This window comes from Chitinophaga horti (genome assembly GCF_022867795.2).
GTDB lineage: Bacteria > Bacteroidota > Bacteroidia > Chitinophagales > Chitinophagaceae > Chitinophaga > Chitinophaga horti.
The window spans coordinates 4423046-4444109 of sequence record NZ_CP107006.1; the positions used below are offsets into that span (position 1 = coordinate 4423046).

A 21064-nucleotide genomic window follows, 5' to 3' on the forward strand; every position below is an offset into this window, starting at 1 on the left:
CAGTGTTTTAAATTGATTATTTGATGATATCCCAACGCAGGCCCGCCTGTCCGCGTAAGCCATAACTTTCCAGCATGGTGATGCGGCGTTTGTCGCCCATGTAGGTGCGCAGCGGTTCATTAGTAAGATTGTTCAGCTCCACAAACACTTTCATGCGTTTGGTAATGCTCGCCGTAGCTGAGGCATCGAGGGTGAAGTTTTTATCGGTCCAGATGTAGAAGTCAGGCCCCAGTTGCTGGTTGATGGTTTCGAGTGATTTACCGCGATAGTTACCGGCCAGGCGCACCATTACACCGTTACGCTCGTAGAAGAGGATGGCGTTAAAGATGTTTTTAGACTGATTCGGCAGACTGGTAGCGGAGGTAACGGTTTCGTTGTTCAGCAGGCGTGGCACTTTTACTTCGGAATGAATGAAGGTGTAGTTGAACTCTACGCCAAAGCCGCTCCAGAAGCCTGGCAGGAATGTCAGGCGTTTGCTGATGCCGGCCTCTGCGCCTACGAGGTACGCATCCTGCAGGTTTTTCGGCTGCGCCACCATGTAACTCGTGCCTTCAATGGTTTCCATGGAACGATCGCTGAAGATCACGTCTTTGATATCTTTATAAAACACCCCGCCGGAAATAAGGCCGATATTTTTGAAGTAGTACTCTCCCATGACGTCGAAGTTGTTGGAGAAAGTCGGTTTCAGGCTGGCGTTACCTTTCGTGATGGTGGCAGGCGCTTTGGTGAGGTCCGTTGTTTCACCAGGACTCATATCCGGGAAGTTGGGACGTACGAACGTGCGGGTGAAGGCGGCACGCAGGTTTGCCTGTTCGGACAGCGCATATTTCAGGTGCAGCATCGGTAACAGGGCATTGTAGTTGTTCGTTACTGTTACCGGCTTCACTTCGCTACCGGTGGCGCTGGTCGTGAGTCTGTTGCTGCTTAATTTCAATTGGGTATACTCGTTACGCACCCCGGCGATCATCTTCAGTTTGGAGGTAACATCGTATTCCGCCATCACATATCCCGCTGTTACATTCTCGTATCCTTCGTAAAAAGAAGTAGCGTTGGAGGCAGACGATACATCCCGCATACCATTGGCACGCAATGCAGCCGTATCGTACAGGTTAAACAACTGATCTTTCGTGAGCGGATTCATAACGTACTGGCTGTAATCATTCTCCATATTGCTGAAGAAGTTGCCTTTGTTCGGGAACTTTTCCGTCTGCAACTGCGACAATGTGAGCAAAGCAGGGGAATTAGGCACGCCCAGTGCGGCGTTGGAAATATATACTTTGTTGGCGCCGTAGTTGCCTGTCCGTTCTTTATGACGGTATTTAGCACCCGCCTTAAATGACAGCTTACTGTTCACCGCCAGTTTAAAGTTCAGCTGCGCTACCTGGTCATGCTCCTCGGTATCCAGCTTAGAGATCACCATTTGTTGCAGCGTTAGTTTAGTAGGGTCCATGATCTCGGCCGGGTTGGTCAGATTGGCGTTGAAGTGCATGGGATCGTCGCCGGTACCGTCCGGTGAATCGAACGACCAGTACTTCATACCATCAGCAGCCAGCCCATTAAATCCACCGGTGATGCGCTGACGGAAAGTAGCGATCGGCAATCCCTTGAAACCGCTCGTAGGCGGTGTTTCCAGGAAGAACTTAGAGTAGTTGTCTGCCACGCTCCAATCCACATTCAGGCGTTTACCCAGTTGATGTTCGCCACCCAGTTCAAAGCTATTCAACTTCGTCTGGTAGTGAGAATACCGGTAGTTATATTGATAACGTCTGTTGGTATAATCCACATACGATTCATAAACCGGGCGAATATCATTGAATTTATCCAGCAGTCCGCGGAAGAACACTTTGTGGTTGCCGTTGAACTTATATTCCAGTCCGAGGTTTGAGCCGTACGTCTGGCGCTTACCCATATATCGTTTAAACATCACCGTGTTGATCGACTTCTGCTGCACGGCGTTCGCGAGACCTGTATTGTAGCTCACATCGTAAGAATCTGTTCCCCACTGCCTGTCCCAGATAGCACCTGCGAGCATCACGCCCAGTTTGCCGTTGAAAAAACGATCGCCGTACACCAGCGAGCCGTTGTAGCTGCCATCTTTGGAAAAAGTGTTGTAACCTCCGGCAGCGCTCACATTCAGCGTTCGTTGCGCCGGTGCGGTGCGGGTAATAAAGTTGATCGATCCGCCGATGGCGTCGCCTTCAATATCCGGCGTAATCGCTTTCGACACCTGTACGTATTGGATCATTTCGGAGGGAACGGCGTCCAGTACTGCCGCGCGGCTGCCGGCCACGTTGGCGCTGGGCATGCGGGTGCCGTTAAATAAGGTGGATGTCCAGGCGAACGGCGTGCCGCGTACGGTGGCGGCATCTGCTTCGCCGTGGTAACGGGCAACGGCCACGCCCTGCATACGTTGTACGGCTTCGGCGGCGTTGCGGTCCGGCAGTTTACCGATCGCGTCGGCGGCCATCACTTCCATAATGCCCAGGGCGTTCTTTTTAATACTGAGGGCTTTGATCTGGGAAGGTGCCATTGTTCCGTTCACCACTACCTCGCCCAGCTGGCCGCTGGTGGGCAGCAGTTTCAGGCTGCCGATGTTGTTGATGCCGGCTTTCACGTCCAGCTGCAACTCCTTCACCGTAAAACCGGTGTAAGATATTTTGAGGGTGAGTTTACCTGTTTGTTGGGCGTCGAGGGTAAACTGTCCGTTAAGATCGGTGGCTACACCTTTAGCAGTACCGGCAACACTTACGGAAGCGCCGGGAAGGGAACTGCCTTCGCCCGTTACGGTGCCTTTGATCACCTGTGCGCCGGCGGCGGCGGGTAACAGCATCATGCCGAAAACCGGCAGTTTTTGCATCAACCTGAAAAGTAAATGATTACTCATATCAGTGCTTTTTTCTGCAAAGTTGCTGCGTGGTCTATCGCCCATCGACCGGGTGGGTATTTTCGCACGAACACCTCGTTTTCCCGATTTACACGCACTCACTTCACTTGATTTTCAGGCAGTTGCACCGTATTAAGGAAACGTTACCAATCAGGCCACACTGTCATTCGGTACCAAAGGAAACGCCTCCTGCTTCAGGTATTCGGTGGGGGTATGCCCCGTTATCTTCTTAAAATAGAGATTGAAAGACGACTTCGATTTAAAGCCGGCGTCGTATGCCAGCACCAGTAAATTCGGGATCACGGAACCGTTACGACATTTATCCAGCGAGTTCACCACTTCCTGCACGCGGAAGTCATTTACATACTGATAGAAGGATTTACCGGCGGCCTGGTTCAGCGCTTCGGACAACTGGTTGCGTGACAAGCCGATATTGGCGGCGAGTTTTTCCAGTGTGAGATCGGCATCCTTATATAACTTTTCGCTACGCATCTTTTCATCTAGCTGGCGAAGTACCATCTCCTGCTGGCCAGTGCGCACCAGTTGTTTTTGGGCAGCGCGATCTACAGTCACCAGCGTAAAAGCCGGTTCCACCGCGTCGGCCGGCAGCTCCATTTCCGGGGCTGTTTCCTCCGGCGCCTCCGTTTCCATCGCCACCTCCTCCGGTGTAACCGGGCGATTCATCAGCTGGTGCAGGCTAAGGCGAAAGCTGGCAATACGAATCACCGCCACACCCAGCAGGGCGTACGCCACACTGCGCATGATAATTTCTCCCCGAAGCGGTTCTACTTTCCAGATGGGAAACAGGTAGGAGAACGCGAGGGAAAGTACGGGCATGCCTACGAACAGGATCGCCAGGTGCCGCAACAGTTTTCTTTCGGCGCTCCAGAAGTTGGGTAGCTTAGCGCTGCGCAGCAACACCAGCAACGGGAAGATGCCGAAACTGATGGTACCCCAGTACATGGTATGATAATAAGCCTGTATGATCGGGTGCGGTACTTCATGCGTAATGCCGATGAACAACACGATCAGCATATACCAAACGGCGGCCAGTAAGGTGGGCAGCAGCAGGTACCAGTTTTGGTAAGGATGATAGTTCGGGTCTTGTAGCTTGCGGGTGTACATCCACAGCAGCGGGCCGTAAGCCAGGCCAATGAAGGTAACGAGCTGGCGCCTTACCTCCACATACTCCACGGATGTGAAGATGAAGAATTTGATTGACAGGTGCGTGAAGATGCAGCCTACGAGCCATAAGAGCAGATAATCTGCCGGGCGCTTCTGTTTACTGCCCCGGAAAACAGCCATCGCCATCAGCGACTGGAATACCCCTACTGCAATAATGTAGTTCATAACCCTACAAATGTATCCCAGGTATATTACTACAATGTTAAGGGCGATCGTGTAAAGGGGGATGACTAACTGTCGGATTTTGCTTCAAGCTGGTAAACGCTATTCAGTAGCCAAATAAAAAGGCCCATCTGACTAGTCTCACTATATCAAATTGACCCATTTTTGTTATCTGGTAAAAGTAAAAGGGGCTGACCCTACTTTTTGGTCAGCCCCGCTGGTTATTCTTTCACCTTCCACTCCATGATCCCGGATGCATGCTCTTTCGGCAGCCTTACCTCCAGTCGCAGCGCCGAGGTTTGTACGGCGTCAAAGTCGAGGGTATTAAATTTATCTTTCTCCGCCGGATAAGCGGTTTTGGCTTTTACTTCCTTCCACTGAGCTTGCGCATCTTTATACAATACTTTCCAGGATGCAGGCACGCGGCAACCACCCCAGGGACTGTCGTCGTACCAGTATACTTCTACGCCTGATACAGTCGCCGCTTTCTCAAAATCGTATTGTACCCACTGGGTAGTATCCTTCATCGGCCACCAATGGTAGTACGGAACGCTGGCATCATGCGAATTAGCGGGTTCCAGCTGGTCGTTGATCGACTTCAGTGTTTTAGTACGGTGCGAGCCGGATACTTTACTTTTTGATGCGACAGTCGCAGGCTTCAGCGGTACGAAACCACCTGGTTTGTCGGCCACCCAAACAGTCATATCACCAGCGCCACGGTTCGCCCAGGCGTAATAAGGGATGGCGGTTACAGTCGCCTGTTTGTCCACCACTTTGTTATCTGCCGTAATTTCCTGTGTATGGGCAGCGGTTTTTACCAGCGTAAGACCGTTCAGCAGTTGTGCGTCGTATTGCGTAGTAGCAGCGGCATTCTCGTTGAGCATGAGGTGACGTACTTCTACATTGTTATTGTCGGGCCATTCGAAGCAATAAACGATCGGACCGCGTTGCAGGGCCGCCTTGTTCAGGTCTGCCTTTACTTTTTCATCGGCTTTTACATAACGCACTTCCATCGGGAAGTCCACCGCTATTTTATCTCCTTTTTCCAGTTCCTTTTGATGATCGCATAACCATTTTCCACCTTAAAGTCGGCCTTCTTCCCATTTACATTGATGGTGTAGGGCTTCTTTTCAGGAGTAGCGTAATTGTACAGGCCACCAGGCAAAGGCGCATCGCCTAACCAGGCAGGCACGCGCACAGCGATCTCGAAGTTGCCGGCCTTCGCAGGCTCCACATCAAAATTAATGGCACCGCTCCAGGGGTATTCTGTATGCTGCGCCAGTTTCACTTTATTTTTACCCAGGTCGATATCTGCATTGCTCTGGATGTAAAGGTTCACGTAAATACGGTTGTCGCCGGTCGCGTACATGTAGCCTGGTACAGAAGGAATGAAGCGGCATACGTTGCTCGGACAGCACGCACAACCGAACCATTCGCTGCGGCCGTGCTGACCCATAGATTCCAGCGGATTGGGATAAAAGAAACGATCGCCTTTGGCGGATACGCCGGAAATCATCCCGTTATATAACACCTGCTCCAATACGTCATAGTATTTAGAATTGCCGTGCAGCAGGAACAGCCGGTAGTTCCAATAAATATTACCGATAGATGCGCAGGTTTCGTTGTAAGCGCTCATGTTCGGCAGGGAGTAATCGGGACCAAAACCTTCGTGGCCGCCTTCTGCACCAATGCCGCCCGTCAGGTACAGCTTATGGTCTACCACATCGTGCCAGATCGTATCGATGGCATGAATATAGGCTTTATCGCCCGTAAGCGCCGCTACGTCGGCCATGCCGCTGTACATGTACGTGGCGCGCACTGCGTGGCCCACGGCTTTGGTTTGTTCCGTTACCGGCACCTGCGACTGGCTGTACTCGCTGCCGCCTTTACGAATGTCGAGGAAGTATTTTGCGAGATCGAGGTATTTTTTGTTGTTGGTAGCGCGGTATAATTTTACGAGGCCCATTTCAATGATCTGGTGGCCTGGGAAGTATTTGAGTCCACCCACTACGAAGTCTTTGTACACCAGGTCGGCATTCTTCGTAGCCACATCGAGCAGGGAGCGTTTGCCGGTAGCCTGGTAATGTGCAACAGCGGCTTCATACAGGTGGCCGCAGTTGTACAGTTCATGGCTAAGGTCGGGATCTTTTTCCCACCTTTCTTTGCCGGCCCATGGGTGCAGGCGGCCAGAGTCCTTCGCGATGGTACGCGGTGTGTACAGGTAGCCATCCGGTTCCTGCGCTTTGGTGATGTAATAGATGAGCGTATCCAGCTGGGCTTCCAGCTGCTTGTCCGGATAGGTTTGCAGCGAATAGCTGGCCCCTTCCAGTATTTTATAAATATCTGTGTCGTCGAACGGATATTCGGTTAAAAACTTGCCTTTCTTCAGTTTACCGGCGATAAGGAAGTTATCCACCCTGCCGGTTTTGTAACACTGCTCCAATGCGATGGGGATGGTCACTTTGTAGTTTCGCATAATACGTGGCGCCCAGAAGTCATCCGTTACTTTTACCGAAGTAAAAGCTACCGGCTTAATGGGATAGTCCTGGGCAACAGCACCAAGGCTCAATGCAGACAACATTATTGTCAGTCCGACAATTATTCTCATATCCAAAAAAATTTTTACTTGGTCAAATAGCTACTGATAAAAGTATCCATATGTTCCGGCATCATCAAACCGTATTTTAACCATTAAACAACGGAATTTATTCTATTCGGGACAATTGGCAAAATAATACGGGGGAATGGTAAAGTGTCCATTTTACCCCCTTAGCGTATCAACACTGACGTGCCTTTCAGGAAAAACTTCTCCCCTGTTTCACTATTGACGTAGCGGAGCGTCCAGGCGTAGGTGCCTACATCCGCCTTGCGGCCGTTCACCGTACCGTCCCAGCGGCGCGTCCAGGATGTAGAGTGGAATATTTCGTTACCGGCACGATTGAATACGCGGAAGTCCAGTTCTTTGGTTTTATAGCCGTTCAGCGGGTACAGGAAGTCGTTTAAACCGTCGCCATTGGGCGTAAAGGCGGTGGGCACGTCGGTAAAGCAGCTGTTTACCAGGGTAATGAACTGCGTGGCCGTATCAAGGCAGTGATAGTCGTTTTCGGTGATCAGCAGTACCGGCACCTGCCTTTCGCGCTGTGTGCGGTCGGGGTACAGTTGTGGCCGTGGATTAGGAATATCGCTGGTAGTGCCATTTCCAAACTCCCAGCGGTAGCCGATAATGTTTCCTTCACTTTCGTTACGGAACACGCCAAAATCGGCCGGACAAAGCAAATCGCGCATCATGGAGAACTTCGCTTCCTGGAAGTTGGCGAACGTTACCTCCTGGGAGGCCGTATCTGCACAAATACCATTACTTACCGCCAGCACCACCTCCTTCGGATGAAAATCCACGAACGTAATGCCCGGGTTCTGGATGGCACTTACCTGCGCCCCGTCAACAAACCAATGCCAGGTATCCGTAAAATTGTTTCCATCGTGAAAGAAGCCTACATTATTACCGTTACAGGCAAGTGTGAGATTGTACGTAAAATCTGCGGTGACGGGTGGCAGCGTGTTAAACGTGCGCGTGCCGCCGACGGGTGTTTCCACATGGCATTCACTAATGAGGGAATTACCATCCGTGCCTCGTTGCAGCGTAAGCGTAAATGCGCCGGCCAGGTTAATGGGGGCATTTAATGATAGTATCAGTTCGCGGGTGAGATCGTTGCTGCAGTTAACGGTGGATGCGCCGGTAATCCATACTGCGGCATTGCCCGTGAGCGCAAAGTCACTTCCGTTGGCGGCGATGGAACTGCAACGAACATTATCGCGGAATACTACGCGCAGCTGTGTGGGCGAGCAGCCTACCCTCGAAAGACTATCGTAAGGCACATGTACCGGCGTTTCCACAAAGAAATCCATCGTACTACCTACGGCGATGCCATTGCCGCAGATATCAAGGATCGTATTACCGTCAGTACCCTGCTTCACCACTACCGAGTGTGTGCCCGGCGGCATGGGCCGGTCGAGTTGTAATACCACCGAGTCCATATCAAAACCAGCGCACACGGAACTGGCACCTGTAATATTTGCTGCACCCGAAGCGATGGTGAAATCGCTGCCATCCGCAGCCAGTGTGCTGCAGCGCATTTTTTTGTTCAGCTTTACCGTTACCGTATAGGGACCGCATCTGTATAAAGCGCTTTTCATCGCCGGGGTAAGCGTATCCGTTATACTGGCTGTACCGCCTTTAAATTCGAGCGTGTAACCACTTTGTGTCGGCGTGAAGTGGCTGACGAGCAACAGGTATTCGTGGCCCTCTATCAGCGTAGGCATCCTGCTCCAGAGATTCTGACCTGTACCGCCACATACATTCAGGCTGGTACCGGCAGCGGAGGCGCCCGTCACTCCCGGTTCGCCCGACCAGTTAGCCACAATGGTCATTTTATTGGCTGGATTGTATACTTCATTTACATCATGGCCGGTTACATCCCATATCTGCCAGTCATAGTCATCACCGATATCGTTGGGTGTGATTTCCAGGCCAAGTGTGCCTGCCTTAAAGCAAGTGAATTTATACCAGTAAGGATACCGGTCATCTAAAGGCAACGTTCCGCAGGAAGCGCCATACACCCGTTTGCCACCACAGGTAGCTACAGATGCCTGCACAAACTTCTGGGTACCACAAACCGGAAAAGCCGTGGGTGGATTTTGCCCGATATTAGTACAAGGAGTATTGGGAGCCGGTTCCACAGTCTGGCCTGCTGACGAAAGAGCGTACAGGCATGTTAGCAGGCACAGGCAAACGTATTTGAGCATGAGCAAAGTTGGGTTGTTTCCGGTTACTATACCTCTAAAAGTAGGAATAATAACCGAAAAAAACCAACTACTTCAGAACCAGCACCTTGCCTCTGTACACCACTTTATGACTGGCTTCATCGTACAATACAACGAAGTAAGTAGCCGCTGCGATGTTCGTAATATCCAGCACCGCTTCTGACCTTACGCGGTACTCGCGCACCACTTGTCCCCATACGTTAGTGATATGTAACACCATCGGTGCACGGTAGCCCAGTATCTTGATCTTAAACTGACCATAGTTCGGGTTCGGGAAGATCTCGACCTTCTTATTAGGCGGCACGGCGCGTATTTCGGAGAACTCGCTGTTGCCATTACGCAACACTGCCCGTACGCGATAGTAACTCCATCCGTCGAAAGGATTTGGGTCGAGGTAATAGTAGTTGATGAATACACGGCTGTTACCATTCACCGCGCCGGAAGCTACCTGCGTGATGGCCGTGTAGCCTGCCTCGTGTTCCAGCTTACGTTCCAATACAAAGTGTGATACATTGCGTTCGAAGCTGGTGGTCCAGAAAGTCTCTACCAGTCCGTCGGAAATACGCTGCGCCATAAAGCGGAGGAACATTACCTGGCGGCCCGGCACCGATTTATGCGTTGATTTGGAAAAGTATTCGTTGTTGCCCAGGGTGCTTACCGGCGTTTGTGTATGCATGGTAGCACTGGCAGAAGCTCCGTTGGCAGAAAGATCGCCGTCTGCTACGGTCAGCTGCTGGAAAGGCATTTCTTCCCAGCGACCGCCGGAAAAGCGGTTGATCACACTGTTATCGCGGTTAGCTGCGTACTCCGGCAACTCCACCGCATTCATATGCTGGAAAGTAAGATTAGCACCGGAGCCGCCACCGTTCAGGCGGCCGATATTCCAGGTTTTATAAATGAACGTATCCAGCATCGCCGGGCCCGAAGTGGCCAGGCTGTATACATTATCGAACACCCTGGCGCGGAAGTCGTCCAACGTGCCGGTGTATTCCACTGCTACAGGATTATAACTGGTCGCATCTGTACCAATAGGGAACACGATTTTGCCGGATGTGTTGCCTAGTTTTTCGCGCACAAGGTAACCGCCGGCAATGCCGCTGCCTGTCACCACAAAAGCGTTTTCATTATAACCGGTAATACTTCCGGGATTCCCATCTCCCACTACCAGATTCCATCCACTGAGATAAATATTACCTGAGTTAAAGTGCAGGTTCGTACGGATTTTTGTATCGTTTAAATCGCCCAGTTCTATACCGCTGGAATTATCCACCGTCAGGTTGGGAAAGCTGGCCCCTGAAGCAGAAGCCGTGTTGTAACCGCCGTATAACAACTGGCGGCCTATCGATGTATTGACCGGGTTATTACCTGCAAACCGGAATACGCCGCCGGCACCTGTACCATTGGATAGGTTGGCAGAGGTACCGTTCGTCCATTGCCGGCCGAAGAAGTACAGCGTGGCACCCGAGTTGGAGCCCAGCAGGCCGTCGTTGCGTGTATCCTGGTAAAAACTTACCGGTAATATGCCAGTGAGTGCCACCTTACCGTCAGCAGGAATATAGATTCCCTGCTGCGCAGAGGCGCGCATCCAGCTTAAAAGAATAAATATTACAGGTAAAATTCGTTTCATATCCAAACAATCTGGGTGTTTAGAAAACACCATTATCTACATAAAGTACCCTTGCCCATTTGTTACCTACAGACATTAACTTGATCACCACTGCGCCATTGCCATAAGATGTTGAAAAAGACGGGCCTTCACCGCTGGCGAAGGATAAGTTCATGTTTCCGCTGGCGCCGCCAGTGTAATCTTTGATGATCGTATATACACGACCAGGACAGGTACTGGCTTGCGGAATAGTTACCGTTATATTGGCCGTACCACCGCCGTTGCGCCTCACTACGAGTGTATTCATGGCTTCCGTGAGCGTGGTATTACTATTTACGATCGTGAGTGTTTCCGCAATGGAGCCAGCTATCTGCATGGTACTGTTAGGCGTATTCGTACCTATACCGAGGCGTTTGCTGGTATTGTTCCAAAACAGCCGGCTATTGTCCTGCATTGCCTCGGCACTGGCGTTCTCTGTTTTGCCGCCGAACAGGATGGAACCATTGGCGATATCAGTACTACCATGTACCATTAGCACTTTGTACCATGGATTTTCTGCGTTGGTCGTTAATGTAGCTGCGTTACCACCCCATTCTTTAACTGCAAGTGTGCTCTTATCGAAATAAAGTTGCGTAGTATAGCCGGCACCGCGGAACGACAATACGTTCCAGGAATAAGCACTCGTGCCGGACGGGCCATTGGTAACGATATTCGTACCATTGCTGGCCCATATCTTCATGCGTGAAAATGCATCCGGTGCATCTGCGTTGGCGATGTTGTTATCACCCAATGTACCGTAGGTAGCACCACCGCTTAAGTCTTCGGCGAGGTCCCAGGTACTGTTAGTAGTATTGTATTTCAACACCTGCCCGTTTGTTGGGGTACCGGTCGTGATGGCGCGGCCCTGAAGCTGGCTGGCATTCCAAAGCGCGCTGGTGTTATTGGCAGAGAGAACACCGGTAGTCGCATTCAGGCCTAACGTGCTGCCCAGCGAAACTTCCTGTGTTACGCCCGAACCTGCCGTGTAACGGCCGAGTAAACGTTGTGTGGTAACATTCTGGATTTTCGCGTAAGTAACCGCTTCGTCCGTAATGGTAGTGGCCACTGTACCGGTACTGCTCGTGCCTGTAACCGGACCGGTAAGCGTGATCGTTCCCGTACCACCAGCATCGGCCGCTGCGTCCCAGTTGGTGCCGTTCCACTTCAATACCTGTCCGGTAGTGGGGGCAGTATTACCAACCGCGCGGCCGCGTAACTGACTCGCATTCCACATCGCGGTACCAGCGGTAGCCGAAAGCACACCGGTCGTCGCATTCAGCGCCAGACCGGAACCGATAGAAATCGGCGCTACTACATCCTGTGTGGATTTGAAGTTGCCCATCAACGTTTGCGCAGGCATCTGCTGAATTTTCACATACGCCACTGCACCGTCCTGGATGTAGGCCGTAACCGCACCGGAACCATTCGCTATGATCGATCCGTTGAGGGAGGTGATACCAGTACCTGCGGCGGAAGGCTCCCACGCGCCGGAGGTGCTGTTATATTTTAACACGTCTCCATCAGCAGGTGCCGTAGCGGAAACGCTCCTGCTCTGCAGGCTGTTGGCGTTCCATAATGCCGAGATGTTATCTGCCAAAAGTATGCCTGTTGTATTATTCAGTAATAAGTTCGTGCCTAATTGAATTTCCTGGGTTACACCCGAACCGGCTGCGTAACGCCCCAGGATACGCTGTGAGTTAATGTTTTGCATTTTAGCCAACGTCACAGCACCGTTCACGATAGAAGTAGTAATGGCGCCTGTTCCGGTAGCGGTTACGTCGCCGGAAATAGAGGTGGCGGAAAAATCGCCCACTTTCTGCCAGATATTAAAACGCCTGATGTACATGGCATTTTCAGCAGCATCAGTAACGTATACGAGCATACCATTCGGCGCGTTCGCCAGTCTGCCACCCGTCTGAATTTGCGACAACGGCACCCTGGGCAGCAACAGGCCCTGGTTATTTGTATTCAGTTCAAGAATAGCATCCCTGCGAAGCGTGCTGGGGTTATCGCCCAGCTTTAATTGCTGTGCGGAAGCACGTACGGTAAAAAAACCACAAAGCCCGATAATGACACTGGAACGGACTACCAACGATAAACGCATAATAACAGAAGTTGCAAGTTAGGTAAAGGCGCAAGGCACGCCGCAGCATATGAAATAAACGGCAGGAGCAGTCGCCGTGGCAACCCTCCCGCCGTTCAGCAATTATTTCCTGATGATGAACCAGTCGGTACCGTTGGATTGCAGGGTAACGAAAGTCCAGTCATTATAGATAACGAAGCTTGTACCACCTTCGATCTGCCCACCGTTCGGGTTGATCGTTACTTCGTGGTCAATACCGCCGGTACCGATCTTTTTGATCGTGTACACGCGGCCTTCCACCGGGGCAGGTAAGTCGATCGCGATATCACCACTGGTTGCATCTACCAGCACCGTGTTATCCCTGTCAGTAAGGGTGTAAGCAGCACTTACTGTTCTGATGGCCATTGACATAGAACCTGAAACCTGTAAAGTGGAGTTAGCAGCAGCAGTAGAACCGATGTTCACGTTGTTCGCAAAGCTTTTATCACCTGCGAAAGACTGAGCAACCGTCGATACCACACCACGTACCAGCGCACCGGCAACACCGTTAGCATTTGGCATATTGAAGCTTACCTGTTTGGTAGTAGCATCCACACCGATATTGAAATCAGTACCGGTAGTAGCAGTAGCGAATGTAACATCCGGACCTTCCGTAAAAGTACCGTTAGCACCGATTCTGTTCACGCCATTTTCCAGGGCAGCGATGTTAACCTCGCGGGACTGAACAACACCGGCAGCACCTTGCAACAGGAACCTGTACGGACCCGTAGCAGCAGTTGGATCAACCGTGCTTAAAGTGAGGCGACCGGTTACTTCCGCTGTATTGTTAAACCTTGTAGCACCCGTTACTTCCAGGCCAGTGTTAGCAGTTACTTTATCCTGGAAGGTTTTTTCACCACCAAAAGTTTGTGCGATGGTTGATACGCCACCGGGCATATTTACGTCTGCAGGATGCAGGGTAAGTTCGTTGTTATTAGTACCACCGATAGACAAACCGTTTGCATTGGCAGCAGTAGAGAAGGCATTTACCACCAGTTGTTGCTGGGTTTCCTGTAATTTCTCCCAATCAGCCAGGGTGAGCAAACCACGTGTTACACCGGCAGTAATGGTAGGGATGTTAAAAGTATGTACACCAGCAGCTGTAGAAATACCAAAGTCAGTACCGGCAGAACCTGCAGCAAATGACTGCACCGCTTCCTGTGAACCGTTCATTTCAGAAATCGCGTTGTTGAACGCAGCCGCTGAAATGGTACGACGGTTTACCACACCGGTGGTGGGATCAATTACCAGTACATCCACCATCGTGGTGCTGGCAGTCAGACCGCTCAACGTAACATTGGAGGAGGCTACCAGCGAGCCGGTAGTCGTTGTTCCTGTAACAGTAGCATTGGTAGTTACTGTAAGGGCGTTAGCAGCAGCAGTGCCGGAGATATTGGCAGAACCTGCGTTAACAGCGTTGGTAATGTTTGCAGAAGCAGCAGAAATAGAACCGCTGATCAGCGCATTACCATCGATATTAGCGTTGCCTGCGAGGTTAAACGCTTCGGTGGCTGTGATAGCACCGATTGATACGCGACCGGTGGCGTCGATCACCATCCTGTCCACATTGTTCGTTCTGAAAAGCAGTGCGGCAGCATTGGTAGAACCCAGGAATTCGCCGGCACCTACTACGTTACCATTGCGGCTCCAGTTAGACTGCGATTCGTCGAGAGAGGCCATTCTTACCCAGGCGCCGTTCTTGCGCAGGTACAGTACCTGGTCCTGGTTAGCCGCATTTTCTACTACCACGATCATACCATCGGGCGCAGCATTCAGGGGAGCGGCAGTCAGCATTCCGGGTTGTACACGCGGCAGTAACAAACCTTGACGGTCGCTTTCCAGTTCGAGTACAGAAGCTCTGTTAATAGTATAAGGCCGGTCGCCGATTTTCATTTGTGCGTGCACGGTGGACGCAGCGAGGACCATTCCGGACGCGAAGAGTACGCGCACGGCAGTACGTAAAGGATTATTCATAGCATTAGGATAAATAGGTACGTTTAAATAGGTATCTAGTTGATTAATAAGTTCACTTATGTCTTAATCCAAACGGGAAATAGCAACAGGATGATAAACTGCATGGGTCTTTGGTAATCGGGATATCGTATCAGCATATAGAAGCCCCCTGCTTTTCAGGAGAAGCTGCGCATCTTTTTAGTGTCTTTTAAAACTTAATTTCCTTGAAAACCGTCCAACTCTTACATGACACAAATGTATAATATTAATTTAATTCATCAAATGAAACTTTAGAAAAAAGTGAAAATTACTCAAAAATGAGTAGTGAGAACCATGCAGGAGGATTGCTAGATTTACTATCAACACGAACCCTAATTTTACGGATCCCAATTACTTAAGTCTTACCCCGCCCGTATTTCGGGCATCGTACCAAAACATGATACCGGAGCAGAGGGCTGCTTCATTTCATTCGCCCTCACGGCGAACCGGGAATGTTGCACCAACGATAAACGATACCTCCGCCATCGGTCATTGTGAAAGCAGTGAGGCAAAATTTGTGTGTAGTCCTCACGATAGTCCGCATTATGCTAACCATATCTTTTTCACCCTTAAATAAAAACGATGATTAAACTTTTATCCGTTACCCTTTTATCTATCACCACCCTCGTTGCCCGTGCGCAGGAAACGCCCTGGGCATACGACGAAAACAACCAGAAAATTTATTTTAAAGCAGCACCGGGATGCCTGCTTGTGAAATTCAAAAAGCAACGGCCGGCCATCCCTTTTGTACATAGACTAACTGCCACAGGCATACGAAAAACGGAGGACCTCGGCAACGGGCTGCAAAAAGTATATATCGACGCACCTGCCGCAAACGTATTGAGCGAAATCAGGAAGGATACTAATATTATATACTCCTGGGAAGCGCTGTATGTGGACGACCAGCCTTTTCTGCCAACGGGAGAAGTAATACTGATGCCGAAAGAAGGCGTAAGTACTAAAAATGTGTTACGTACTTCCGGCCTGCTGGATAAAGTTGATATTACTACCTCCAGCCGCAAACTATTCGGGCCCTTTGAAGTATTGCGTGTTAAAAACGACGCCGACCTGTTCGACATAGCCAACAAACTACAGGAAACGGGACAATTTATTTGTGCGGCACCCGACAACTGGGCGAAGATCGATTTTGGCACGAATGACCCGTTATACCCCTTCCAGGAATGGCTGAACCACCCCACGAATACGAATCTTGACATTAATGTGGAAGAAACCTGGGCCATGCCTACCAGTAACCTGATCAGCATTGTGGTCATCGACGACGGACTGGCCCCACATGAAGATTTACCGGCCTATGCATCCGGATGGGCGCCCAGGAACCCGACCGGGCACGGGCTACCAGCTACGGTCTTTCATGGACATGGCACCTCGGTAGCTGGTATTATTGCGGCTGCGGCGAACAATAACCTGGGGATTGCCGGCGGCTTCCAGGGGTCGCATATTATAAGAGGCATCAACATATTTTGGGATAATAATGAAACGCAGAGTGACATTGCATCTACGTTTGCTTATGCCGTGCAAAACATGGGCGCAGATGTGATTAACTGCTCCTGGTCGTATGCCGTTAATTATGCGCCAATACTCGCAGCCAATATTAACGCTGCCCAAAGCTCCGGCAGAAGTGGCAAAGGCGCCATCATTATAGCGGCATCGGGTAACTCGGCACTCACGTCAAACGCCATCCGCTGGCCGGGCCGCGATCCACAGGTAATTACAGTCGGCGCGGTAGATCATTATGGTGTAAGGTCGGATTACAGCTGCTACGGTGCGGACCTCGACATTATGGGTCGCGCGAATTACGGCGACATAGTAACGACCGATCTGATGGGCGCTGCGGGTTATTCGCCGGACAATTACACCGCCACTTTCGACGGTACTTCCGCCGCAGCACCGCAAGTGGCAGCTATCGCGGCCAAGCTGGTCTCACTCAACCAAAATCTTACTTACATACAGGTGCATGACCTCATCCGCAATAACGGCAACGATCTTGGTCCAGCGGGATTCGATTCGCAGTATGGTGGAGGCATGGCAAATGGCTGCAAAGCACTGGCGGCGGCCGTTCAGCAATACGCGTATATCACAGGTCCGAATGCGCTAACCCTTGGCCAGCTGGCCTGGTACGACCTGGCAGATTACACGTACGGCGCGCCGGCGACTTTTACGTGGAGCACCTCCACGCCCTCGATACTTTCTCTCACCCCTACCGGTAACTCCTGCTGGGTGACGAAAACAGCGGCAGGTACGGGATCGCTGACCGTACAGATACAATCCATCTGCGGCACAACGATCACAAAAACGAAGTCAATCAGCTCCGCCGCATCGCGTATGGCCGCGCCGGAAATAACACTCAGTCCCAACCCGGCCGCCACTACAGTGAACGTAAGTTATAAGGCAGATGCTGCCGAACAGATATTGGAATATACCATTACCAGAAAAACCGGAGAAGTAGTACAACGTAAAAAGGTAACGCCGGGACGTTCTTTCACTGCAGATATTGCTGCACTGCCAACTGATGTTTACCTCGTAAACATTCGCACCAGCAACGGCTGGAAGCCAGGCGTACAACTCATAAAACGGTAAGTGTCTTTGTAATTGTTTTAAATTAGGTTAACAGGCAGGGGAGGTTTCTACCTCCCTTTATTTATTCTACCAAACCAGTGTGTTTGATCACATAAGCGCGCGGATGCAGGCCGCCCATGGTGAGGCAGGAGTCTACGTCAGCCGCTTTCTGCAACTTAAAAGGAAATCTTGCACCGGCGATCATATAACGCGCAGGCACGTTAAGCGCGATAATGGTATCCGGACGGCCGGAACGTTCGAAGGCGAGCAACCACAGCGGATCAATGCAGGTGCTTCCCGAGTAGGGACCAAGGATGACGCCCTCCCATGTTTGCGCAGGCTTTTCGCACGCGAGTAAGGATAACGTAACGAGTGAGATAACAACTAATTTTTTCATGAGATAGATTTAAATGAGTGCTGCGGTATACCGCTGACAATGGAATTTTTTAATCACCACTACCACTAAATTAACGGGAAGCTTGCACGTAACTTTCTCAACCATGCACCCGTACAGGTATTCTCCCGCGGGCACCCAAATCGATAGGAAACAATAGGCTTACCTCGATAGAGTCTTGTCCTGTTTATGCTCCCGTCACCTTTTTAAAGCACGACCCTTGCTGTTGATCCCGCTTTTCAAACGAGCCGGCCATCGCATTTGTTACCAAAATCTCCCGCCTTTTTGTATCTTTTCATAGTTATGAAACGACTTACGCTACTCTTCGCCATTATGGCCACTACGCTTGCAGCGACCGCACAGAAAAAACCCGTGCTCAATCACATTGCCCTGTCTGTATACGACATCGGCAAAGCCACGGCCTTTTACCGCGACATCCTCAACATCGACACTATCCCAGAGCCTTTCCATGACGGGAAGCATACCTGGTTCCGGATTGGCGAACAAAGCCATTTGCACCTGATCCAGAACTCACCGGCGATTACGAAACACGATAAAAACACGCACATCTGCTTCTCTGTTCCCTCGGTGGAAGCGTTGATGAAGCTGCTGGACAAACATAAGATCCATTACGAAAGCTGGACGGGCGAACCGAAAACGGCTACCAAACGGGTAGATGGAGTGAAACAAATTTACCTCACCGACCCCGATGGATACTGGGTAGAGATCAATGATGATAAATACTAAAAAGACGAGGCCAAGGCCTCGTCTTTTTCATTTTCGCCGTAAATAATTGATTTAATTCTTCATCTTAGCTACTTTTCTTACCTTGACAAGCAGATAATTTTCATATAAAATATTTTTCTATGCACTTAACGCCGAGAGAATCGGAAAAGCTGCTTTTGTTCCTCGCCGGCGAACTGGCAGCTAAAAGGAAGGCACGTGGACTGAAGCTGAATTATCCCGAGGCAGTAGCCTACATCAGCAGCCACCTGCAGGAGGCCGCCCGTGACGGAAAGAGTGTAGCAGAGCTGATGCAATATGGCGCCACGGTGCTCCATCGCGATGAAGTCATGGAAGGCATTCCCGAGATGATCCACGAAATACAGATCGAAGCTACCTTTCCAGACGGCACCAAACTGGTGACGGTGCATCACCCTATCCGTTAAACGCAAATTACTAAGTATGATACCCGGAGAATATTTTCTGAAACCCGGTGACGTGATCGCCAACGAGGGCAGATCTACCGTGAAAATAAACGTAGTAAATACGGGAGACCGGCCAGTGCAGATTGGTTCGCACTTTCACTTTTTTGAAGTAAACCGGATGATGGCCTTTGATCGTGAGAAGGCCTTCGGGATGCGGTTGAACGTACCTTCCGGCAACGCGGTCCGGTTCGAACCCGGCGAAACAAAGGAAGTGGAACTGGTAGCACTCGGTGGACATCGCAAAGCGATCGGCTTTTCTAATCTCGCTGATGGCGACACCACCACGGAGGAAGCGAAAAACAAAGCAATGGAAAAAGCGATCGCACAACAGTTTAAAAACACGACACCATGAGCCTGAAGATACCTAAAGCCAAATACGCCAGTATGTATGGCCCTACTGTGGGCGACAGGGTGCGGCTGGCGGATACGGAACTGATCATCGAAATAGAGAAAGACTATAACGTATACGGCGACGAGTGCAAATTCGGCGGCGGCAAAAGTGTGCGCGATGGCATGGCCCAATCCGGCACGGCTGTTCGTGCAGAAGGGGTGCTCGACTTCCTCATCACCAACGTGATCATCATCGATCACTGGGGTATCGTGAAAGCGGATATCGGCATCAGGGATGGCAGGATCGTGGGGATTGGTCAGGCCGGCAACCCGGACACGATGGACGGCGTACACCCACACATGATCATTGGCGCCGCTACGGAGGTGCATAACGGCAGCAATCTGATTGCCACCGCCGGCGGCATCGATACACACATTCATTTTATTTGTCCGCAGCAGATAGACCATGCGCTGTTCAGTGGCATCACCACTATGATCGGCGGCGGAACGGGACCGGCGGATGGCACCAGCGCTACGACCGTTACACCTGGCAAGTGGAACATCATGCGTATGTTACAGGCAGCGGAAGCCTACCCGATGAACCTGGGCTTTTTCGGTAAAGGCAACTGCGCTACTGAGGCGCCACTGGTAGAACAAATTGAAGCGGGGGCCTTAGGTTTAAAGATCCACGAAGACTGGGGCAGCACACCTGCCGTGATCGACGCGGCGCTTACCGTGGCCGATAAAATGGACGTGCAGATCGCCATCCACACCGACACCCTAAACGAAGGCGGCTTCCTGGAAGATACGATGAACGCCATCAATGGCCGCGTCATCCACACGTTTCATACAGAAGGCGCGGGTGGCGGCCACGCACCGGACATTATCCGCGCAGCGCAGTACCCGAACGTATTGCCCGCCTCCACCAATCCGACGCGACCTTATACGATCAATACAATTGACGAACACCTCGACATGCTGATGGTTTGCCATCACCTGGACAAACGTGTACCCGAAGACGTTGCCTTTGCCGACTCGCGCATACGCCCGGAAACGATTGCTGCGGAAGACATCCTGCATGACATGGGCGTGTTCAGCATCATGAGTTCGGACTCGCAGGCCATGGGCCGCGTAAGTGAAGTGATCACCCGCACCTGGCAAACCGCCGACAAAATGAAAAAACAACGCGGCCCGTTACCGGAAGATGAAGGTCACGACAACGATAATCTGCGCGTAAAACGTTACGTAGCCAAGTATACGATCAACGCCGCCATCGCACAGGGCATTGCTAAACACGTAGGCTCTATCGAACCCGGCAAACTCGCCGACATCGTGCTTTGGAAACCGGCTTTCTTCGGTGTGAAACCAGAGATGATCATCAAAGGAGGCATCATTACCGGCAGCCGTATGGGCGACCCGAACGCCTCCATCCCCACCCCGCAGCCTGTCATATACCGGCATATGTTCGGCGCGCATGGCAAGGCGGTGTTGCATAGCAGCGTTACTTTCGTATCGCAGGCGGGGATCAAAAACAATATCGGGGCGGAATATGGCTTACAGAAACAACTGCTGCCCGTGAGCGATTGCCGCAATATCAGCAAGAAAGACCTGATCCACAATGATAAGACGCCGGAGATTTCGGTAAACCCGGAAAACTACGAAGTAAAGGTTGATGGCGTAAAGATCACCTGCGAGCCTGCAAAAGAGGTAGCACTGGCGCAAAGGTATTTCCTCTTTTAAATTT

The 21064-nt window shown here is 51.1% G+C and carries 14 protein-coding genes; 5 read left to right on the plus strand and 9 right to left on the minus strand.

The annotated features are described in order from the left end of the window. Positions 1 to 16: 16 nt before the first annotated feature. From MKQ68_RS17745 to MKQ68_RS17780, 8 genes are all read right to left on the minus strand, one after another. Positions 17 to 2884, minus strand: a complete 2868-nt coding sequence (locus MKQ68_RS17745; protein WP_264280282.1) for a TonB-dependent receptor — start codon at positions 2882 to 2884, stop codon at positions 17 to 19. A 150-nt stretch (positions 2885 to 3034) separates the two neighbouring features. Beyond that, positions 3035 to 4234, minus strand: a complete 1200-nt coding sequence (locus tag MKQ68_RS17750; protein ID WP_264280283.1) for a helix-turn-helix domain-containing protein — start codon at positions 4232 to 4234, stop codon at positions 3035 to 3037. A gap of 218 nt (positions 4235 to 4452) precedes the next feature. Further along, on the minus strand, positions 4453 to 5256 hold the full coding sequence (locus tag MKQ68_RS17755; RefSeq protein WP_264280284.1) for a discoidin domain-containing protein: 804 nt from the start codon (positions 5254 to 5256) through the stop codon (positions 4453 to 4455). A gap of 2 nt (positions 5257 to 5258) precedes the next feature. Continuing rightward, positions 5259 to 6839, minus strand: coding sequence for a glycoside hydrolase family 127 protein (locus MKQ68_RS17760; protein WP_264280285.1), 1581 nt, complete (start codon positions 6837 to 6839; stop codon positions 5259 to 5261). Between the two features lie 161 nt (positions 6840 to 7000). After that, positions 7001 to 8884, minus strand: coding sequence for a gliding motility-associated C-terminal domain-containing protein (locus tag MKQ68_RS17765; RefSeq protein WP_264280286.1), 1884 nt, complete (start codon positions 8882 to 8884; stop codon positions 7001 to 7003). Positions 8885 to 9101: 217 nt separating this feature from the next. After that, on the minus strand, positions 9102 to 10679 hold the full coding sequence (locus tag MKQ68_RS17770) for a T9SS type A sorting domain-containing protein (RefSeq protein ID WP_244842045.1): 1578 nt from the start codon (positions 10677 to 10679) through the stop codon (positions 9102 to 9104). Between the two features lie 19 nt (positions 10680 to 10698). Further along, entirely contained in the window at positions 10699 to 12801 is a 2103-nt protein-coding gene (locus MKQ68_RS17775) for a phage tail-like protein (protein WP_264280287.1), read from the minus strand. A gap of 102 nt (positions 12802 to 12903) precedes the next feature. Continuing rightward, positions 12904 to 14793: an autotransporter outer membrane beta-barrel domain-containing protein gene (locus MKQ68_RS17780; RefSeq protein ID WP_264280288.1), complete on the minus strand. Its 1890-nt coding sequence runs from the start codon at positions 14791 to 14793 to the stop codon at positions 12904 to 12906. Positions 14794 to 15393: 600 nt separating this feature from the next. Here MKQ68_RS17780 and MKQ68_RS17785 point away from each other — a divergent pair. Then, positions 15394 to 17409 (plus strand): S8 family peptidase, encoded by a 2016-nt coding sequence (locus MKQ68_RS17785; protein ID WP_264280289.1) that lies wholly within the window; start codon positions 15394 to 15396, stop codon positions 17407 to 17409. A 61-nt stretch (positions 17410 to 17470) separates the two neighbouring features. Here the strand turns inward: MKQ68_RS17785 and MKQ68_RS17790 are convergent, their stop codons facing one another. Beyond that, positions 17471 to 17785, minus strand: a complete 315-nt coding sequence (locus MKQ68_RS17790) for a hypothetical protein (protein WP_244842052.1) — start codon at positions 17783 to 17785, stop codon at positions 17471 to 17473. A gap of 300 nt (positions 17786 to 18085) precedes the next feature. Between MKQ68_RS17790 and MKQ68_RS17795 the strand changes: the two genes are divergently transcribed. The 4 genes from MKQ68_RS17795 (at position 18086) to ureC (ending at position 21060) form a co-directional block, all read left to right on the plus strand. Continuing rightward, positions 18086 to 18529 carry a VOC family protein gene (locus tag MKQ68_RS17795; protein ID WP_264280290.1) on the plus strand — a complete coding sequence of 148 codons (444 nt, stop codon included), beginning with the start codon at positions 18086 to 18088 and terminating at the stop codon, positions 18527 to 18529. Between the two features lie 119 nt (positions 18530 to 18648). After that, complete coding sequence (gene ureA / locus MKQ68_RS17800) at positions 18649 to 18951, plus strand: urease subunit gamma (RefSeq protein WP_244842056.1); 303 nt, start codon at positions 18649 to 18651, stop codon at positions 18949 to 18951. Positions 18952 to 18967: 16 nt separating this feature from the next. Then, positions 18968 to 19342 (plus strand): urease subunit beta, encoded by a 375-nt coding sequence (gene ureB, locus MKQ68_RS17805; protein ID WP_264280291.1) that lies wholly within the window; start codon positions 18968 to 18970, stop codon positions 19340 to 19342. Further along, entirely contained in the window at positions 19339 to 21060 is a 1722-nt protein-coding gene (gene ureC / locus MKQ68_RS17810; RefSeq protein ID WP_264280292.1) for an urease subunit alpha, read from the plus strand. Before ureB ends, ureC begins: the two co-directional genes overlap by 4 nt. Positions 21061 to 21064 lie beyond the last annotated feature (4 nt).